This is a genomic window from Xanthomonas floridensis, assembly GCF_001642575.1.
In the GTDB taxonomy this organism is placed as follows: Bacteria; Pseudomonadota; Gammaproteobacteria; order Xanthomonadales; family Xanthomonadaceae; genus Xanthomonas; species Xanthomonas floridensis.
Map to the genome: position 1 here is coordinate 106,166 of NZ_LXNG01000056.1, position 18,583 is coordinate 124,748.

Annotated in this window: 17 protein-coding genes; 15 read left to right on the forward strand and 2 right to left on the reverse strand. The window is 65.8% G+C overall.

Annotated features, from left to right (window positions below; translation table 11 throughout):
• Positions 1 to 11: 11 nt before the first annotated feature.
• The 7 genes from rlmN (at position 12) to A7D17_RS20750 (ending at position 7,571) form a co-directional block, all read left to right on the forward strand.
• Positions 12 to 1,217 (forward strand): dual-specificity RNA methyltransferase RlmN, encoded by a 1,206-nt coding sequence (gene rlmN, locus A7D17_RS20720; RefSeq protein WP_064510833.1) that lies wholly within the window; start codon positions 12 to 14, stop codon positions 1,215 to 1,217.
• Positions 1,218 to 1,227: 10 nt separating this feature from the next.
• Positions 1,228 to 2,016, forward strand: coding sequence for a type IV pilus biogenesis/stability protein PilW (gene pilW / locus A7D17_RS20725; protein ID WP_064510834.1), 789 nt, complete (start codon positions 1,228 to 1,230; stop codon positions 2,014 to 2,016).
• Complete coding sequence (locus A7D17_RS20730; protein ID WP_064510835.1) at positions 2,013 to 2,867, forward strand: helix-turn-helix domain-containing protein; 855 nt, start codon at positions 2,013 to 2,015, stop codon at positions 2,865 to 2,867. Before pilW ends, A7D17_RS20730 begins: the two co-directional genes overlap by 4 nt.
• Positions 2,868 to 2,937: 70 nt before the next feature.
• Complete coding sequence (locus A7D17_RS20735) at positions 2,938 to 3,576, forward strand: YfgM family protein (protein WP_064510836.1); 639 nt, start codon at positions 2,938 to 2,940, stop codon at positions 3,574 to 3,576.
• On the forward strand, positions 3,576 to 4,793 hold the full coding sequence (bamB, locus tag A7D17_RS20740; RefSeq protein WP_064510837.1) for an outer membrane protein assembly factor BamB: 1,218 nt from the start codon (positions 3,576 to 3,578) through the stop codon (positions 4,791 to 4,793). The genes A7D17_RS20735 and bamB overlap by 1 nt, the downstream gene beginning before the upstream one ends.
• 10 nt (positions 4,794 to 4,803) lie before the next feature.
• The gene (der, locus tag A7D17_RS20745) at positions 4,804 to 6,201 is read left to right on the forward strand and encodes a ribosome biogenesis GTPase Der (RefSeq protein ID WP_064510838.1); all 1,398 of its coding nucleotides are present in this window, start codon (positions 4,804 to 4,806) and stop codon (positions 6,199 to 6,201) included.
• Positions 6,202 to 6,350: 149 nt separating this feature from the next.
• Positions 6,351 to 7,571 (forward strand): molybdopterin molybdotransferase MoeA, encoded by a 1,221-nt coding sequence (locus tag A7D17_RS20750; RefSeq protein WP_064510839.1) that lies wholly within the window; start codon positions 6,351 to 6,353, stop codon positions 7,569 to 7,571.
• Between the two features lie 113 nt (positions 7,572 to 7,684).
• Here A7D17_RS20750 and moeB read toward each other — a convergent pair whose 3' ends face one another.
• A complete protein-coding gene (moeB, locus tag A7D17_RS20755) occupies positions 7,685 to 8,827 on the reverse strand; it encodes a molybdopterin-synthase adenylyltransferase MoeB (protein WP_064510840.1) in 1,143 nt (380 codons plus the stop codon).
• Between the two features lie 613 nt (positions 8,828 to 9,440).
• On the opposite strand from moeB, the gene A7D17_RS20760 reads away from it, so the two are divergent.
• The 5 genes from A7D17_RS20760 to A7D17_RS20780 all read left to right on the forward strand — a co-directional run bounded on the left by A7D17_RS20760 (position 9,441) and on the right by A7D17_RS20780 (position 13,477).
• On the forward strand, positions 9,441 to 9,656 hold the full coding sequence (locus tag A7D17_RS20760) for a hypothetical protein (RefSeq protein ID WP_064510841.1): 216 nt from the start codon (positions 9,441 to 9,443) through the stop codon (positions 9,654 to 9,656).
• A 223-nt stretch (positions 9,657 to 9,879) separates the two neighbouring features.
• The gene (xth, locus tag A7D17_RS20765; RefSeq protein WP_064510842.1) at positions 9,880 to 10,932 is read left to right on the forward strand and encodes an exodeoxyribonuclease III; all 1,053 of its coding nucleotides are present in this window, start codon (positions 9,880 to 9,882) and stop codon (positions 10,930 to 10,932) included.
• Between the two features lie 338 nt (positions 10,933 to 11,270).
• Positions 11,271 to 12,524, forward strand: coding sequence for a molybdopterin molybdotransferase MoeA (locus tag A7D17_RS20770; RefSeq protein WP_064510877.1), 1,254 nt, complete (start codon positions 11,271 to 11,273; stop codon positions 12,522 to 12,524).
• Positions 12,525 to 12,561: 37 nt separating this feature from the next.
• Entirely contained in the window at positions 12,562 to 13,131 is a 570-nt protein-coding gene (locus A7D17_RS20775) for a molybdenum cofactor guanylyltransferase (protein ID WP_064510878.1), read from the forward strand.
• Entirely contained in the window at positions 13,115 to 13,477 is a 363-nt protein-coding gene (locus tag A7D17_RS20780; protein ID WP_064510843.1) for a hypothetical protein, read from the forward strand. Before A7D17_RS20775 ends, A7D17_RS20780 begins: the two co-directional genes overlap by 17 nt.
• A gap of 120 nt (positions 13,478 to 13,597) precedes the next feature.
• On the opposite strand, the gene A7D17_RS20785 is transcribed toward A7D17_RS20780, so the two are convergent.
• Entirely contained in the window at positions 13,598 to 14,602 is a 1,005-nt protein-coding gene (locus A7D17_RS20785; RefSeq protein ID WP_064510844.1) for an NAD(P)-dependent oxidoreductase, read from the reverse strand.
• 84 nt (positions 14,603 to 14,686) lie between these two features.
• Here A7D17_RS20785 and A7D17_RS20790 point away from each other — a divergent pair, with 84 nt between their 5' ends.
• The 3 genes from A7D17_RS20790 (at position 14,687) to A7D17_RS20800 (ending at position 18,559) form a co-directional block, all read left to right on the forward strand.
• Complete coding sequence (locus A7D17_RS20790) at positions 14,687 to 15,259, forward strand: ANTAR domain-containing response regulator (protein WP_064510879.1); 573 nt, start codon at positions 14,687 to 14,689, stop codon at positions 15,257 to 15,259.
• A 4-nt stretch (positions 15,260 to 15,263) separates the two neighbouring features.
• Positions 15,264 to 16,328, forward strand: a complete 1,065-nt coding sequence (locus A7D17_RS20795) for a CmpA/NrtA family ABC transporter substrate-binding protein (protein ID WP_064510845.1) — start codon at positions 15,264 to 15,266, stop codon at positions 16,326 to 16,328.
• Between the two features lie 1,061 nt (positions 16,329 to 17,389).
• Positions 17,390 to 18,559 carry an MFS transporter gene (locus A7D17_RS20800; RefSeq protein ID WP_193395378.1) on the forward strand — a complete coding sequence of 390 codons (1,170 nt, stop codon included), beginning with the start codon at positions 17,390 to 17,392 and terminating at the stop codon, positions 18,557 to 18,559.
• Positions 18,560 to 18,583: the final 24 nt, after the last annotated feature.

Below are 18,583 nucleotides of genomic sequence, written 5' to 3' on the forward strand. Positions count from 1 at the left end.
TGAGTCGAATCGTGAATGAGGTCGTGATCCCCTCCGTGCTGCACGACGTTCCCGTCCCCGCAGCGCCGGTGCGCAAGCAGAACCTGCTCGACCTCGATCGCGAGGGACTGGAGCGCTTCTTCGCCGACACGCTCGGCGAAGCGCGCTACCGTGCCCATCAGGTGATGAAGTGGATCCACCACCGCTACGTCACCGATTTCGACCAGATGACCGACCTCGGCAAGGCATTGCGTGCGAAGTTGCACCAGCATGCCGAGGTGCTGGTTCCGAATGTTGTCTTCGACAAGCCCTCCACCGACGGTACCCATAAGTGGCTGTTGGCCATGGGCACCGACGGCAAGAACGCGATCGAGACCGTCTACATCCCCGACAAGGGCCGCGGCACGCTGTGCGTGTCCTCCCAGGTCGGTTGCGGCCTGAACTGCACCTTTTGTTCGACCGCCACCCAGGGCTTCAACCGCAACCTGACCACCGCCGAGATCATCGGGCAGGTGTGGGTGGCGGCGCGTCATCTGGGCAACGTGCCGCACCAGCAGCGCCGTCTCACCAACGTGGTGATGATGGGCATGGGCGAGCCGCTGATGAATTTCGACAACGTCGTGCGCGCGATGAGCGTGATGCGTGACGACCTGGGCTACGGCCTGGCCAGCAAGCGGGTCACGCTGTCGACCTCTGGCCTGGTGCCGATGATCGACCGGCTGTCCACCGAGAGCGATGTCTCGCTCGCGGTGTCCCTGCATGCCGCCAACGACACCTTGCGCGAGAGCCTGGTGCCGCTGAACAAGAAGTACCCGATCGCAGAGTTGATGGAGTCCTGCGCCCGCTATCTGCGCGGCAGCAAGAAGCGCGATTCGGTGACCTTCGAATACACCTTGATGAAGGGCATCAACGACCAGCCGGAGCACGCGCGCCAGCTGGCCAGGCTGATGCGGCAGTTCGATAATGCCGTGCAGTCCAAGGACGCCGGCAAGGTCAACCTGATTCCGTTCAACCCGTTCCCCGGCACGCGCTATGAGCGCTCCGGCGAAACGGAGATCCGCGCATTCCAGAAGATCCTGCTCGACGCGCAGGTGCTGACGATGGTGCGCCGTACCCGCGGCGACGACATCGATGCAGCCTGCGGGCAGCTCAAGGGCCAGGTCATGGACCGCACCCGTCGCCAGGCGGAGTTCCGCCGCACATTGGAAGGGCAGGCCGATCGAGATGCGGCAGCGTGAACTCGCGTTAATGGCGGCCGTGGCGATCGCGTTGTGCGCGGTCGGCTGCGGCGGGCGCAATGCCAAGGCCGGTTCGGCCAAGAGTGTGGAAGAAGTCGCGCCGGTGTATTCGTTCCGCGACGACAAGGCCACCAAGAATCGTCTTGCCGTCCAGGAGAAGCTGGGCCTGGCCCGCAACCGGCTGCAGACCGGCGATTACGCCGGTGCCGAAGAGCAGGTGCGGGCGGCGTTGAAGAAGGAATCGCAGTCGGTGGATGCCATCGGCATGCTGGCCCTGATCCAGGGCGCCAGGGGCGATGTGACCGGGTCGGGTGCATCGTACCGCCGCGCTGCCGAGCTGGCTCCCCAGCGTGGCGATGTGCTGAATAACTACGGTGCCTGGCTGTGCGCGAATGGCTCGCCTGCTGAATCGCTGCTGTGGTTCGATCGGGCACTCACCGACAGAACCTACGCATCGCCAGCGTCTGCGCTAGGTAATGCCGGTGGTTGTGCGCTGAAGGCTGGTCAGCCCGAACGTGCGACCGGCGATCTGCGCAAGGCGCTGGAGTTGGATCCGAATAATCCCTATGCGCTGGAATCGATGGCGCGTCTGGAAGCAGGGCGCCGCAATTTTTTCGAGGCGCGCGCATTTGTCGAACGGAGGCTCGCGGCTGCACCGGCAACGGCTTCCGTGTTACAACTCGCCATTCAGATTGAGCAAGGGCTGGGCGACAAGGTAGCTGCCGGCCGTTACCAACAGCGGTTGGTCAAGGAATTTCCTGACGCAGCGACCGCTAATCCCGGGGCCAATGCATTGTGATCAGTGATTCCAATCCGAACCCTTTCGAGCAGGAAAAGGGCTGCGGACAGCACTTGCGCGAAGCGCGCGAGTCAGCAGGTCTGAGTGTGGACGAGGTGGCGGGCAAGCTGCGCATGCCGGCCCACGTGGTGCGGTCGCTGGAGCAGGAAGACTGGCAGCGCCTCGGCGCGCCGGTGTTCGTGCGCGGGCAGTTGCGCAGTTATGCGCGCCTGTTGCAGGTCGATCTGGAGCCGCTGTTGCAGCAAGCCACCATTGCGCCGGTCGAGCCGGTCAAGCTGGTGAGCCACACCCATACGCCGCGTGCGCGCCGCATTTTCGAAAGTACCGCGCGCAAGGCCATGTACGTCGTCATCACCGGCGTGTTCGCCGTGCCGGTCTGGTACGCGACCCGCTCGCACCTGGATGGCAAGGCGCCGAACACGGTGTCGCTGGACAGCATGCCCGTGGCCACCAAGTCCGGTGACCCGGCCGCCGCCGCAGCGCAGCCTGCAGCCGCGCCACGCGAACAGCCGGCGCCGTATATCGCGTCAATGACGCCAGTGCCGCGCGCGACCCCGGTCAGCGAGGCGCCGGAACCCGCCGTTGGCGCTAGCCTGTCGCTGAGTTTCAGTGGCGACAGTTGGGTACAGATCCTGGCGCCGGATGGCACTGCGGTGGAGAAGGCACTGATTCGTGCCGGCGAACATCGCACCTATTCGCCGGGCCAGGTGGGTCGCATCGTGCTGGGCAACGCGTCGGCGGTAGAGGTTCAGCAAGGCGGCAGTATCGTCGATGTGAAACCGTTCCAGCGCGCTAACGTGGCACGTTTTGCGGTATCCTCCGACGGCTCCGTGGTGCCTGCTTCCGAGTGAAGCGGACTGCGGTTTTTCATTTTTCCCTTTTGATGTTCCGCGCCTCCGGGATGACGGAGCGAGAGTACGCATGGCGATCGACGATCTGCTGGACGAACACGAACAAGGCGAACGCGTTCGTTCCTGGTTGAGAAAGAATGGTGCGGGTCTGGTGGGCGGCGTCCTGCTCGGGCTGGCACTGATCCTGGGCTGGCAGTGGTGGCAAAAGCGCACCAATACCGAACTGGTTGAAGCCAACGCCCGTTACGAGGCGGTGGTGAAGTCGATCCAGGCCAAGAACCTGGACAAGGCCGCCAAGGACATCGTGGCGCTGGACGACGGCAAGGGCGGCATCTACGCCGAGCTTGCGGCACTGCGTCTGGCCAAGGCCCAGGTCGATGCCGGCAAGAATGCCGAAGCGATCAAGACCCTGCGTGACGTGCCCGCCGAGGGCGAGCTCAAGCAGATCGTGCAGCAGCGCCTGGCGCGCGTGCTGATCGAAAGCGGCAAGCCGGACGAAGCAATCAAGCTGCTGGCCGATGCGCAGGACCATGCCAGCCTGGAAATCCGCGGCGATGCACTGGTCGCGCAAGGCAAGCCCGATGAGGCGCGTGCGCTGTATACCCGGGCACTGCCCACGGTGGATGTGGCTTCGCCGCAACGCCGTTTGCTGGAAACCAAGCTGATGGATGTGGGCGGCAAGGTGCCCGATCCGGCGGAGCAGATTTGATGAAGCAGGACACCATGTACAAGCGCATTGCGTTGATCGCCCTGATGGGCGCCTCGTTGGCCGGTTGCAGCACGGTCAAGGGCTGGTTTGCGGGTAAGGATGCTGCTGCCAAGAAGGCGCAGGAACCTGCCGAGCTGGTCAAGTTCGAGCCGTCGGTCAAGGTCGACAAACTCTGGTCCACCGGCGTCGGCAAGGGCGAAGGACACATCGGCGTGCGCCAGCGCCCGGCCGTGGCAGATGGCAAGGTGTATGCCGCAGCGATCACCGGTGGCGTGCAGGCGCTGGACCTGCAAACCGGCAAGCGCGTATGGGAATACAAGCCCAAGAAGGAAGAGCGCAACGATCGCAAGTTCAAGCAGCGCCTGTCCGGTGGTCCCGGCGTTGGCGAAGGCCTGGTGGTGATCGGTAGCCTGTCTGGCGATGTGATTGCCCTGAACCAGGCCGATGGCACTGAAAAATGGCGTGCCAAGGTGCCGAACGAAGTGATCGCCGCACCGGCAGTCGCGCAGAATCTGGTGCTGGTGCGCAGCAACGACGGCCGTGTGACCGCGTTCGATGCCGCCACCGGCGAGCGTCGCTGGTTCCATGCCGAAGAAGGCCCGACCCTGTCGGTGCGCGGCAATGCGCCGATCGTGACCGGCCCGGGCGTGGTATTTGTGGGCAACGACAGCGGCACCTTGAGTGCGCTGGCGCTGCAGGATGGCCGCCCGTTGTGGGAGCAAGCCATCGGCGTTCCAGAAGGTCGTACCGAGCTGGAGCGCATGTCCGACGTGGACGGCGCGCCGGTGGTGGATGGCACCACGCTGTACGCCACCAGCTTCAAGAACGAAACCCTCGCACTGGAAGGCCCGAGCGGCCGCCCGCTGTGGACGCGCGATCATGGCGGCGCCGGTGGCGTTGGTGTGTCGTCGGCCGTGGTGGTGGTGTCCGACAATGCCGGCTCGGTCTGGGGCCTGGACAAGACCAGCGGTGCGGCGATGTGGTCGCAGGCTGCCCTGGCGCGCCGCTCACTGACCGGTGTGGCCATCCAGGGCGACTATGCCGTGGTCGGCGATTACAAGGGCTACCTGCACTGGCTGAAGCTCAGCGACGGTGCACTGGCCGCGCGCGCTCGCGCTGGACGCGACACGCTGCTGGCGCAGCCGGTGGTCGTGGATGGCATTCTGCTGGTACAAAATACCGACGGCGATCTTTCCGCCTTCCGGTTGGCACAATAAGGACCTTGCGATGCTGCCCCTGGTCGCCCTGGTTGGACGGCCCAATGTCGGCAAGTCCACCATCTTCAATGCGCTGACGCGCACCCGTGACGCGCTGGTCCACGACCAGCCCGGCGTCACCCGCGACCGCAATTACGGTGTCTGCCGCCTCGACGAGCAGCAACCCTTCATCGTCGTCGACACCGGCGGTATCGCCGGCGAGGAAGAAGGCCTGGCCGGCGCCACCGCGCGTCAGGCGCGTGCCGCCGCCGGCGAAGCCGATCTGGTGTTGTTCGTGGTCGATGGCCGCGAAGGTGCGTCCTCGCTCGATGACGAGATCCTGGCCTGGTTGCGCAAGTTGGCGCGTCCCACCGTGCTGGTGATCAACAAGATCGACGGCACCGATGAAGAAACCGTGCGCTCGGAATTTGCGCGCTACGGGTTCTCCGATGTGGTGGCGTTGTCTGCCGCGCATCGGCAGGGCATCGACGAACTGCTTGAGGAAGTCGGTGCACGGCTGCCGGAAGAAGGGTCTGGCGAGCTGCTGGACAACGACCCGGCGCGTGTGCGCATCGCCTTCGTGGGTCGCCCGAACGTGGGCAAGTCGACGCTGGTCAATCGCCTGCTCGGCGAGGAGCGCATGATCGCCTCCGAAGTGCCGGGCACCACCCGCGATTCGATCGCGGTGGATCTGGAGCGCGACAATCGCCAATACCGCCTGATCGATACCGCCGGGCTGCGCCGCCGCGGCAAGGTGGAAGAGGCGGTGGAGAAATTCAGCGCGTTCAAGACGCTGCAGGCGATCGAGCAATGCCAGGTCGCGGTGCTGATGCTCGATGCCACCGAAGGCGTGACCGATCAGGACGCAACGATTCTGGGTGCCATCCTGGATGCTGGCCGCGCCCTGGTGGTGGCGATCAACAAGTGGGATGGGCAGAGCGACTACCAGCGGGCGCAGGCCGAAGACCTGCTGTCGCGCAAGCTGGGCTTCGTGAACTGGGCCGAGGCGGTGCGGATCTCCGCGCTGCATGGCTCGGGTATGCGCGAGCTGTTCCAGGCGATCCATCGTGCGCATGCATCGGCCACGCATGAGTTCAGCACCAGCGAAGTGAACCAGGCGTTGGAAATCGCCTACGAGACCAATCCGCCGCCGAGCATCCGTGGCCATGTCTCCAAGCTGCGTTACGTGCATCCGGGCGGCGCAAATCCGCCGACCTTCATCGTGCATGGCACGCGCTTGAAGGTGTTGCCCGAATCGTACAAGCGCTATCTGGAAAACTTCTTCCGCAAGCGCTTCAAGTTGGTCGGCACACCGGTGCGTTTCATCTTCCGCGAAGGCGCCAATCCGTACGAAGGCAAGAAGAACCCGCTGACCGACCGCCAGGTTGCGCGCAAGCGGCGCCTGATGCGGCACGTCAAGGGCAAGTAAGACCTGCCACCACGTCGTGCATGCGCGGCGTGGTGGCGACGACACGTGCGGCCGCGCATGGGCTACTGCGTGTCGTCTGCCAGATGCAGCACTGTCTTCCGAGGCGGCGCTGCACCGGCCTTTAGCGAGGCGCTGGTATCCTTCGCGGCATGAACGACTATCCCACCCGTATTGCCTACGCGCAGGCGCTGCAGATCCTGCATGCCGTGGCCGGCGCCAATCGTCCGCCGGACGAAACGATCGCCACCGCACGTGCCGATGGACGTATTTCCGCCGGCGATCTGATTGCTCCGCTCGCGCTGCCTCCGTTCGCCAATAGTGCGATGGACGGCTTTGCGCTGCGGCATGCCGATCTGGTGGAGGCGCAACCCCGCCTGCACCTGGTTGGCGAGCAATTTGCCGGCGAGCGCTGGGACGGCACGCTGGGTCCAGGGCAATGCCTGCGTATCACCACCGGCGCGCCACTGCCGGCCGGTGCCGACACCGTGGTGCCCAAGGAAGACACCGAAGAGCGCGATGGGCTGGTGCTCATTCGTACTGCGCCAGGCGCGGGTGCCTCGGTGCGCCTGGCTGGCAGCGATGTGCGTGCGGGCGATCTGGTGATCCAGGCCGGGCAGGTGCTGACCCCGGCCCGCATCGGGCTGGCGGCGGCGCTCGGGGTCTCGCGGCTGGCGGTGGCGCCGCGGCCCACCATTGCGGTGCTGGCCACCGGCGACGAGCTGGTGGAGCCGGGCATGCCGCTGGGCCCCGGACAGATCTACAACAGCAATCGCGACATGCTGATGGCGCAGCTGCGGGCGCTGGGCTATGCGCCCACCGCGTGGCCGACGTTGCCGGACGATCCGCAGCGCATCCGCACCATGCTGGAAGATGCAGCGGCGGCGTTCGATGTGGTGATCACCTGTGGCGGCGTGTCCGCAGGGGAAAAGGATTATCTGCCGCGGCTGATCGGCGAACTGGGCCAGATCCATTTCTGGCGCGTACGCATGCGCCCGGGCATGCCGGCGGTGCTGGGGCAGATCGGCCGCTGCGTGATCCTGGGGCTGCCAGGCAATCCGGTCTCGGTGCTGGCAACGCTGATCGCCTATGGCGTGCCGTTGCTGGATGGCCTGCAGGGGCGCAGCGAGCCACGGCCGCTATGGAATGCCGCGCTGGCCAGCCCCTGGGAAAAACGCCATGAGCGGCTGGAATTTCTGCGCGGGCGGCTGGAGTGCGGCGCGGATGGACGCCTGAGCGCGCTGCCGCATCGTGGCGACGCCTCGCATCTGCTGCGCGGTGCCGCCGACAGCAATGCGCTGATCGTGCTGCCGGAGCAGGCGCGTCGTTTCGAAGCTGGCGAGATCGTGCGGGTGATTCCTTACGCGCTGTAGGCGTGCGAGGAATGCGTGCATTCCTCGCGCTTGGGCACTCCATGACTGGTACTGCGGCGTAGCGCGGCCGCTGCGCTACCTGGGCCTGCAAATGGCCAGCGCGATGGCAGCTGTCAGCCGAGGGCGCTGCCGCAGAATGCGGCGTAGTCCGGGTACCCCGCAAACGGCGTGCCTGGCGCACAGACCGGGCATTGCGGATCCGGCGGCAGGCGGATTTCGCGAAACCGCATCGACAGCGCGTCGAAGCTGAGCAGACGCCCGGCCAGGCTGTCGCCAATGCCGAGCAGCAACTTCACCGCCTCGGTTGCCTGCAGCAGGCCAATCACACCGGGCAGCACGCCAAGCACGCCCGCTTCGGCGCAGCTGGGTGCGAATTCGGGCGGCGGCGGCTCGGGGAACAGGCAGCGGTAGCAGGGCGCATGGCCACGATTGCGGCCAGCATCGAACACGCTCACCTGGCCCTCGAACTGTTGCACTGCGCCGTAGACCAGCGGTTTGCCGAGCCTGACGCAGGCGTCGTTGAGCAGATAGCGCGCAGGAAAGTTGTCGGCGCCATCGACCACGATGTCCACGTCCTGCAGCAAGGCTTCCACATTCTCTGCGGTGACACGTGTCTGCACCGCGTCGATCTGCACACGTGGATTCAGCGCGGCAATACGTTGCGCCGCCGAGTCGACCTTGGCGAGGCCGACACTGGCTTCGGTATGCAGGATCTGGCGCTGCAGATTGCTGCGGTCGACCACATCATCGTCAGCCAGACGCAAATGCCCAACGCCAGCCGCCGCCAGATAGAACGCCGCCGGCGAGCCAAGGCCGCCTGCGCCGATCAGCAGCACGCGCGCACGTGCCAATCGCTGCTGGCCTTCGAACCCGACTTGCGGCAGCCGCAAGTGCCGCGAATAGCGTTCCAGAAAGTCCTGTTCGTCTGCGGGCAGCGACGGGCGCACCACCGGCAAGCCGGCGCTCTGCCATGCCGTGGTACCGCCCAGCACCGAGGTAACCCGGGTGAACCCGTGCGCACGCAAGGCTGCGGCCGTCTGCGCAGAACGCTTGCCGCTCTGGCAGATCAACACGATCTCGCGCGCCTGCTCGGGCAGATGGTGGGCGGGCTCAGCTTCCAGGTCACCTTGCGCGATGGCCGTGGCGCCTTCGGCCTGGCCGCTGACGCGCTCGTGCAGTTGCCGGATATCGATCAGCAAGGCGCCCTGCAGGGCGCGTGTGCGCGCATCGGCGGGGGAGATGTCGTGGCTGCTCATGGCGCTATTGTCGCGCAACGCTGGTACGCAATGTGCAGCGCTGCGCTGTACCGGCGCCAATCCGCGCGGCTTGACCGTGGTTGCGGCACTGCGGCCGGGTTGCGGTTACGTCGGACGGAATCGGCACTACCTGTTTGTGCGTAGCGCGCATTGCGCGTGACATGCGCAAGTGATCCGAAAAATGCCCGGTGTTCTAGGGCGCGCAAGACACATCGCCACGCAAGGGTGCTGATGCGGCACGACCGCAGTGATGATGCGTTTCACCGAGGGTGCTGCTGCATTGGACAGGGGAGCAGCTGCTTGATGCAACCGATGGGATGTGCGTTGCAGCGGCTCAGCTCGCTATCGGGAGTGCTGACTTTGTGGGCAGCGGCGAGCCCCGGCGCCTGGCCGGTCGAGGTGTCCGGTCGTCTTTGGGGCAGGTCGTGCTGGCTGCATCACACGTTGGCGTGAGGCTCACCGGCGAGGCAGTAGGGTGGAGCCAGGTTCGTATTCGCTCCGTGCTCGATCGATGACCTCACGCCTGACCTCCACGGTGCGGACAAATCCCCGGCATGCAGCCCGGCCTGACGCCGAAAGCCGTTTGCCCTTAGCCGATTGAGAGGAAACCTGCATGACCCCCGACATCGATGCGCAATTGAAAGAGCTGGAAGAGCAGCTGCCCCAGATCCGTCAGCAACACCCGGACGATTTCTGGGATGTGTTTCATGCGCGCGCAGAGACAATCAGCGACGCTGCCGATTCGCCGGAACAGGCCGCGCAGATCGCAAAACGGATCGAAGAACTCCTGGCCGCCCATCAGCTGGGGCCCGCCGACCCCGGGGCGTGAGAGAGGGGCACGGCCGTCGGGCGTCGATTGGCGGCCACGGCTATTCGCGTGCGCCTTGTGTCGTCGCTATCGGCTTGGAGAGCGATGCGCCTGAGAGTAGTGGCCGGCTCGCCCAAGCAACCATTTCCGCATACGCAATCGACTTGGGTTGGCCCGAGCATCGATCTCATGCATACGCTGCCCTGCAGCGCCATCACATTGGCCCAAAAGTCGCGGGGACGCCATGGCACCGATCACGCGAAAGATCGCCACGTTCAACGTCAACGGTATCGCCAGCCGGCTGCCGCATCTGCTGCAATGGCTCGAGCGCGAGCAGCCGGACATCGTTGGATTGCAGGAACTGAAAGCCACCCAGGAGGCGTTCCCGGAACAGGCGATCCGTGACGCCGGCTATGGCGTCATCTGGCAGGGGCAGCGATCATGGAACGGCGTGGCACTGTTGGCGCGCGATGCCGAGCCAGTGGAGATCCGACGTGGCTTGCCATGGGACCCTGGCGACACGCAAAGCCGCTATCTGGAAGCGGCGATCCATGGCGTGGTGGTGGCCTGCCTGTACCTGCCGAATGGCAACCCGCAGCCGGGGCCGAAGTTCGACTACAAGCTGGCCTGGTTTCAGCGGTTGATCCGTCACGCCAAAACACTGGTGCAGTTGCCGCACCCGGTTGCCTTGATCGGCGATTTCAACGTGGTGCCGACCGATACGGATATCTACGATCCCAAGGGATGGCGCAAGGACGCCTTGCTGCAGCCCGAGAGCCGCCAGGCATACGGGACGCTGCGGGCGCAGGGTTGGACCGACAGTCTGTTGGCAGTGCATGGTGAGGCAGCGCCATATACGTTCTGGGACTATTTTCGTCAGCATTTTGCGCGCGATCGCGGCCTGCGGATCGACCATCTGCTGCTCAATGACGCACTGGCCTCCGGTCTGCAGGACGCCGGCGTGGATAAGTGGGTGCGCGCTCTGGAAAAGGCCAGCGATCATGCACCGACGTGGATTCGCGTGCGCCTGCCAGAGGCAACAGTGCAGGTGGACGCCGCCATTGAAGCGGCTGCGGGCACGCGCAAACGAGTAGTCGCCAAGAAGGCAGGAGATCGAAATCCGCTGAGTCCGACGACTGCAAAGCGTGCATCGCAGCGTCCGGACAAGAAAACCATTGCCGGCAAGGCGACAAAGAAAACCGCGGCAAAGCACCCGCCGCCGACCAAGGTAGCGAAGCCGCGCAGAATCGCGACGAAAAAGCGTGCGAGTCGCCGGCAGAAGGCGGATGACCATTGAGTCGTGACGGGCAACCGCTGGATGCGAGTGGGGCTGCGCGACGGCGCGCACGAATAGTGGATGCAGGTGCTGCACGTCGCATTCGCCTTGACTGCCTGCAGGTTTGCGATCTTGAGTGGCACTGGGCAGCCCTGTCAGCGAGGCCTCGCCGGCACGCGTGGCTGCGGGTGCGGCGCCCGATGATGGACACCGCCTGCCTGGGCAAGATGCCAATCAATGCGAGACCTGCAGTCGCGTAAGCAGGCGCCGCGGAAGATTCGCGCGGACGCCGCGGCTATACCGGCCACGGGGCGGGCCGGTATCCTAGCCAGGTCATCCATCGCTCGGCAGTGTCGTTCATGATCAGCTACGCCGAAGCACTCGCCATCGTGCATCAGCAGGTCGCCACGCTCTCCAGCGAATGGGTGGATAGCGCCGATGCCGAAGGCAGGGTGCTTGCGCAGGCACTGTCGAGCCCGGCCGAACTTCCGCCCTTCGATAACAGTGCAATGGATGGCTTTGCGATCGCCACACGCGGGCTTGGTGCGGTGGAGGGAAGTGAACACCTGGTTGCCGATACCGTGCCCGCCGGTGCAGATCCAGTCGCCGCCGCCGAAGGCGCAGCATGGGAAATCATGACCGGTGCCGGTGTGCCTGCAGGTGCCGACACGGTGGTGCCGATCGAACAGGTGCAAGTACTCGAACACAACGGCGCGCGCCCCATCCGGTTTCGTCTGCGCGCGGACGTACGGGCGGGGCAGCATATTCGTCGCCGCGGCGAGGATGTGCGCCTGGGCGATGTGGTGATCGAGGCGGGTACCTTGCTGCGTGGCGCGCATCTGATGCTGTTGGCCGGGTTGGGGTGCGCGCAGATCCAGGTTGTGCGGCGCCCGCGCGTGGCCTTGATCGCGACCGGGCGCGAATTGATCAGCGATCCCTCACAGCCATTGCAGCACGGCCAGATCCGCGATGGCACCAGCAGCTATCTATGCAGCCAGGTGCGTGCAGCAGGTGCCCAGCTGGTGTGGCAAGGGCAGGTGGGCGATGACGATGCTGCCTTCGATGCGGCGCTGGCACAGGCGCGCAGTGCCGGGGCCGACGTCATTCTCAGTACCGGTGCCGTCTCGCGTGGACGCTATGACTTCGTGCCCCACGCGTTGGCGCGGCATGCCGCGAGCCTGCTGTTTCACAAGGTGGCGGTGCGACCGGGCAAACCGGTGCTGCTGGCGCGGTTTCCCGACGGGGTGTTGTATGTGGGCCTGCCGGGCAATCCGATGGCCAGTGCCGCCGGGCTGCGTTTCTTCGTCGAGCCGGCCTTGCGCGGCTTGTTGGGCGTGCCGGCCGAGCGCGGCATGCGCGTCGCTCTGGAGACGCCGATGCAGGCACGGCCAACCTGGCGCCAGCATCTGCGCGCGCACCTGCAGTGCACCGCCGCCGGAGTGCTGCGCGTGCAGATCCTGCCGCAGCAGGAATCCTTCCGCGTTGCCCCGTTATTGCAGGCCAATGTGTGGGCAGTGCTGGAGCCACAGGAGGACGCCGCAGCAGCGAGCACTCAGGTGGAGGTGTTCGGCCTGGGGCATCTGCAGCCGGCGGCGCCGGCGGTGCTGCCATGAGCCGGCGTGACGTCGGCGCAGCAAGGCCATGTGCTGCATGAGCGCGGCATCGGCATGGACGGGCGTGGTGCTGGCCGGCGGCCGCTCCTCACGGATGGGGCAGGACAAGGCCTTGCTCCGCTGGCATGGGCAACCGTTGATTGCGCACATGCAGGCGTTGCTGCGCGCGGCGGGCGCCCAGGACGTGCTGGTCAGCGGCGAGCGGCCCGAGTACGCCGGCATCGCGGACAGGCAGCCCGACCTGGGGCCGATTGGCGGGCTGGCGAGCGTGATCGATCGTGTCGCCGATGGAACCACGGTAGTAGTGGTGCCGGTGGATATGCCCTTGCTATCCGCGCCGCTGCTGGCACGGTTGCTGGCGCCGGCACGGCAGCGCTGCGTGACCTTTGAAGCGCAGATGCTGCCGATGCGCGTGTGCGTGGATGCCACCGTGCGGGATGCGGTAGCGGCGTTGATGGCAGGCGCCGCGTCGTCACGCTCGCTGCGTGGCTTGCAGCAGTCGTTGCATGGCCATCGCGTGGCTGTCACCGCCAGCGAACGCGCGGCGTTCGTCAATTGCAATACGCCCGAGCAGTGGAGTCAGCTCACCCATGAAAATCCAGATTGAAGGCCAGCATGTGCGGTTCCGCATCGACGAGGACGAGCTGGCGACGCTGCTGGCCGGGCAGAGCGTCGATAATCTGAGCCGGCTCCCCAGTGGGCAGGGGGCGCGCCTGGTACGCCACAGCGTCAGCCTTACCGGTGGTCACGCGGCCTGCAATTGCGCCACCGATCACTGGCAATTGCTGGTGCCGCGCGATGCCCTGGAAGACCATGTGCGGCGATTGCCGAGCCGCGAGGGGTTGCATTTCAGCTTCGACGCAGGCGCCGGGCATGCAGAGCACATGGCGCTGCAGGTGACCTTCGATATCGATGTACGCGACAGTGCGCGCAAGCGACTGCCGAAGGAATGACCCAGGTGCGGCACTGCCTTGCACGCTGCCTGCCATTGATCCTTGCAGGCCAGCTGCAGACCACTTTCTGCTGCGTCCTGAAGGGCGCGCGGTGCTCCGTAGTCGCGGCCACCTGAGCGATCACGCGGCAGGTCGCTTGCGCCGCTCCTGGTAGATGCCCGGCACGCGCTCGCAGACCAGCCCCTGTGCGCGTAACGCAGATTCGATCGCTGCGGCAGCAGCGTCGTCGTAGCCGGTGCCGCTGCGCAACGCGACCACGTGCAGCCCGTCGCCGGCCAGTTCCAGCAGCAGGGATAGCTGCGCTTGGGCAGCGTGCGGCATGCTGCGACGGGAGGCGTCGCGGCGCGCCAGTTCGAGCACCGCATCGGGAATGTCATCGCCGGCCACCAGTACGTCGGCCAGGTTCATCGCACGCAGCGCCTTCAAGGTCAGCAGGCCCGGATCGCCCGGGCCGGTGCCCACCAGCTGCACGCTGCCACGCGCCGGCACGGCACCGGCGTCGTTCAGCGCCGCAGCAAATGCGGCTTCGGCCGCTGCCTCGTCGCCGGCTTGCAGCAGCAGAGGCACCTGGCCGTCGATGACGCGGTCGAACCAGCGCCGGCGTCGGTTCATGTCCGGGAACTGGCTGCGGATGCGCTCGCGATGCTGCGCAAACAGGCCGGCGAAGCGGCCTACCGACGCATCCAGCTCGCGCTCCAGCCGCTCGCGCAGGCGTCGTGCCAGCATCGGCGCGGCGCCTGCGGACGAAATGGCGATCACCAGAGGGTCGCGGTCGACGATAGCCGGCACCTGATAGGTGGACAACTCGGCATCGTCCACCACGTTGACCAGGCGCTGGCGCGCGCCCGCGGCGGCGGCAACGCGTTGGTTCAAGTCGGTGTCGTCGGTGGCTGCGACCACCAGCCACACCGTGTCGATCCAGGCAGGATCGAATTCGCCCCCCAGTTGCTCGAAGCGACCGGCCTGCATCAGGTCCGCAAGCTCGGGCGAGAGCGCATGCGCGTACAGGCGGATCTGCGCACCGGCCTTGAGTAGCGCCAGCACCTTGCGCGTGGCGACCTCGCCGCCACCGATCACCAGCACGGCGCGCCCCTGCAGATTGGCAAACAACGGGAACAACGGCATCGGCTCACTCCCAAAAAGATGACTCGCACCAACAGCATGTTGCATGGCACCATCGGACCACGTCCACACGCCTCGCTGCCGCCAATGCGTGTTTTGCTGGTCAACGATACCGAAAAGCCGATCGGGCAATTGCGCCAGGCGCTCACGCGCGCCGGCTATACGGTGCTCGACGACGTGGCCTCGGTGGGTGCCTTGCTGCACGCGGTACAGAGCCAGCAGCCGGATGTGGTGGTGATCGACGTGGATTCGCCCTCGCGCGACACCCTGGAGCAGTTGTCGATGCTGCACACGCATGCGCCGCGACCGGTGGTGATGTTTTCCGGCGATGGTGACGATGCACTGATCCATGCCGCGGTCGGTGCGGGTGTCACCGCGTATGTGGTCGATGGCCTGGCACCAGCGCGGTTGGCGCCGATCGTGCAGGTGGCGCTGGCGCGGTTTGCGCACGAAAGCAGCATGCGCAAACGCCTGGACGACGTGCAGCAAGCCCTGCAGGACCGCAAGCAGATCGATCGCGCCAAGGGTCTGCTGATGGAAAAACGTGGCCTCAGTGAGGCCGATGCCTATGCTGCGCTGCGCCAGCAGGCGATGAAGCAGGGCGTCAAGCTGGCCGAAGTGGCGCGTCGCATCGTGGCCATGGCCGAATTGCTGGGATGAACCGATGAGCCAAGCCGACCTTCCCGTACTGCGCGTGGCCTACATGCCGCTGATCGATTGCGCGCCGCTGGTGGCTGCGCAGCGGCTGGGGCTGGACCACGCGCATGGCCTGCGCCTGGATCTGCAACGGCAGGCCTCGTGGGCGGGCGTGCGCGACCGGCTGCTGGCGGGCGAGGTGGAGGCCGCCCACGCGCTGGCCAGCCTGGTGTACGCCATCGACCTGGGCATTGCCGGGCCGCAATGCGCGATGGCCTTGCTGATGACGCTTAATCACAACGGTCAGGCAATCACCCTGGCGCCTGCCTTGGCGCAGTCACTGGCAGACGGGCAGACGTTGCCGCAGGCACTGGCCGGACTGGGGCGACGCGCGGTCTTCGCGCAGACCTTTCCCACCGGCACGCATGCGTTGTGGCTGTATTACTGGCTGGCCGCAGGCGGGGTGGACCCGGTGCGCGATGTCGATGTGCTCAGCATTCCACCACCGCAGATGCCCGACGCGCTGGGCAGCGGGCTGGTGGATGGCTATTGCTCCGGCGAACCGTGGGCGGCCGTGGCACAGGCGCAAGGCGTGGGTGCACGGGTGATCCGCAGCGGTGAGCTGTGGGCCGGCCATCCGGAAAAGGTGCTGGCGTGCCGGCGCGAATTCGCTGCCCTGCAGCCGGACCTGACGCAGCAGCTGACGGCCTGCGTGCTGGAGGCCTGCCGCTGGCTGGATGCTGGCCCGGGCCACCGCGCACAGTGTGCGCAGTGGCTGGCCGAACCGCAGCATATCGGGGTGTCGGCAGCGCATCTTGCTGCATGTCTGGATGCCGACACCGATGCGGCCAGCGGCGATGCGACGGCGCTGGCCTTTCATCGCGATGGTGCGGTGAACATGCCGTGGCTGTCCGATGGCGAATGGTTCCTGGGCCAGTTCCAGCGGTGGGGGTGGCATGCCATCCAGGACGAGGATATTGCGCGGTTACGGGAGATCCATCGCCTGGACAACTACCGTCGTGCCGCGGCGCGCGTGGGTGTGGCGGTGGCGGACAGCGATCATCGCAGCAACCGCTTGTTCGACGCGCCTTGAGGCGGCTGGTGGCACCTTGTTGCGATCTCCATGCCGATGGATGTGGCTGAGGTCTGTTGGTGGATTTGCGCTTTTTCCGCAGGCGTCTGAGGTGACTTGCCTGCACGCTTGCGACGGGTGGCTTGCGACGCTGCTGATCTGAGGCGTGGCCGCAGGGTCCTTGCCCGCTCACCATCGCAGGACACGCCGCAAGTACGCTCTTATGCGGCATCCATGCCGCATAAGGTCCCGCGACGGTGAGCGGGCAAAGGACCGGTCGAGAGGGCCGTTGTGCATGGGAGGAGCGATCTGCGGGCGACTTGTGCCTGGTGGCGCCGCGCGCCTTGGAGCTGAGCGGAAAGCCGGCGATGCCCTTGGATTTCTTTACCGCGTAGGCCACCCATCAAGCCGCTTGGTTTCGGCGCCTGCGAGCCCCTATGGCGCCATGCATGCCGCCACGCAGACGCACGACCGGATTGCTGCGTGTTCCGCAGGCGGAGAGGGCCGCACGCGCCTGATCGTCACTCTTTGAAATCGCGGAGTCGAAATGCTCGAACGGATCGCGAAGCAGTGTGCGCTCGGCCAGGCGCTTGAGGTCACAAGGAAACTCCAGAGTCCGGAGCCATCGCTGGCAGACATCAGCGCAGACACGTAGACCGTTGGCAGTGCGAAGGATCGATGGCTTGGCCGCAACTGCCTGGCCTACCTACCACCGCAAGAACGCACCGCACAGGTTTGGTGCATCGCTGCACGAAAGCCGGGAATCGGGCCGTGTTTCCGGCCTTGCTAATCCTACGGCTGCCCAGCCGGCTCATAATTAAATCAACCATTTTTCAAAGACTTGCGTCGCCGTGATGCAGGAGTGAATAAGTTGGCATGGTGATTGCGTAGCACTCACGTGCAGGTGCAACGGCGTGCCTGCAACAACACGTACACGGTGCAGCGGTTCAACGGCGATCCGCACGCATCCAGGACAACGGCGTCCTTCCGGTCTACCGGAGGGGCGCCGTTTTTTTTTGACCATCGCATTCGAAGAGGTCTCTATGCAGCGCTCGTTCTGGCGATCCGGGCACACGCCCACCTTGTTCGCTTCCTTCCTGTATTTCGACCTGAGTTTCATGGTGTGGTATCTGCTCGGTCCGTTGCAGGTGCCGATTGCGCAATCGCTGGGCCTGGATACACAGCAGCGCGCCTTGATGGTGGCAGTGCCGATCCTGTGCGGGGCAGTGTTGCGCCTGGTGCTGGGCATGTTTGCCGATCGCATCGGCGCCAAGCGCGCCGGCATGGTCGCGCAGCTCGCAGTGATCGCTGCGCTTTTCGGTGCCTGGCAACTGGGCGTGCACAGCATGGGGCAGGCGCTGCTGTTGGGTGTGCTGCTCGGTATCGCCGGCGCTTCATTTGCGGTGGCATTGCCGCTGGCCTCGCGCTGGTATCCACCCGAGCATCAGGGCACCGCGATGGGCATTGCCGGTGCAGGCAATTCCGGCACGGTGCTGGCGGCGTTGTTCGCCCCGATGCTGGCGGCCGCCTTCGGCTATCAAAACGTGTTCGGGCTGGCGTGCATCCCGTTGGTGCTGACGCTGATCGTGTTTGCGTCGATCGCCAAGGAGGCGCCGACACCGGTCGCACGCAAGCAGTGGTCCGACTACGGCCGCGTGCTGGTGGGCAACCGCGACGCGTGGCGCTTCATGTTCTTTTACGCGATCACCTTCGGTGGCTTTTCCGGCTTTGCCAGCGCGTTGCCGGGTTACTTCCACGACCAGTTCGATTTCGACGCGCGGACCGCGGGCTGGGCCACTGCGGCCTGCGTGCTGGCTGGCTCGGTGATGCGTCCGCTGGGTGGCGTGATTGCCGACCGTGTAGGCGGCACGCGTGCCTTGCTGGCGGTGTATCTGCTGGTTGCCACGCTGGTGGGCATTGCCGGGCTTGGTGCCGGCGGCGCCACCATCACGCTGGCGTTGTTCGTGCTGACGTTGTTGTGCCTGGGCGCCGGCAATGGTGCGGTATTCCAGCTGGTGCCGCAGCGCTTCGGCCAGGATATCGGGGTCATGACCGGCTTGATCGGCATGGCCGGCGGCATCGGCGGTTTCGCGCTTGCGGCAGGGTTGGGCGTGCTCAAGCAGCACACCGGCAGCTACGCGTTGGGCATGTGGTTGTTCGCTGCGTTCGCGCTTGGTGGCTGGGGCCTGCTGGCGGGCGTCAAGACCCAGTGGCGCAGCGAATGGTCCACCGCCGGCGCGGCGCGCGTCTGACATGTCGACAGGAATCCAGGCAAT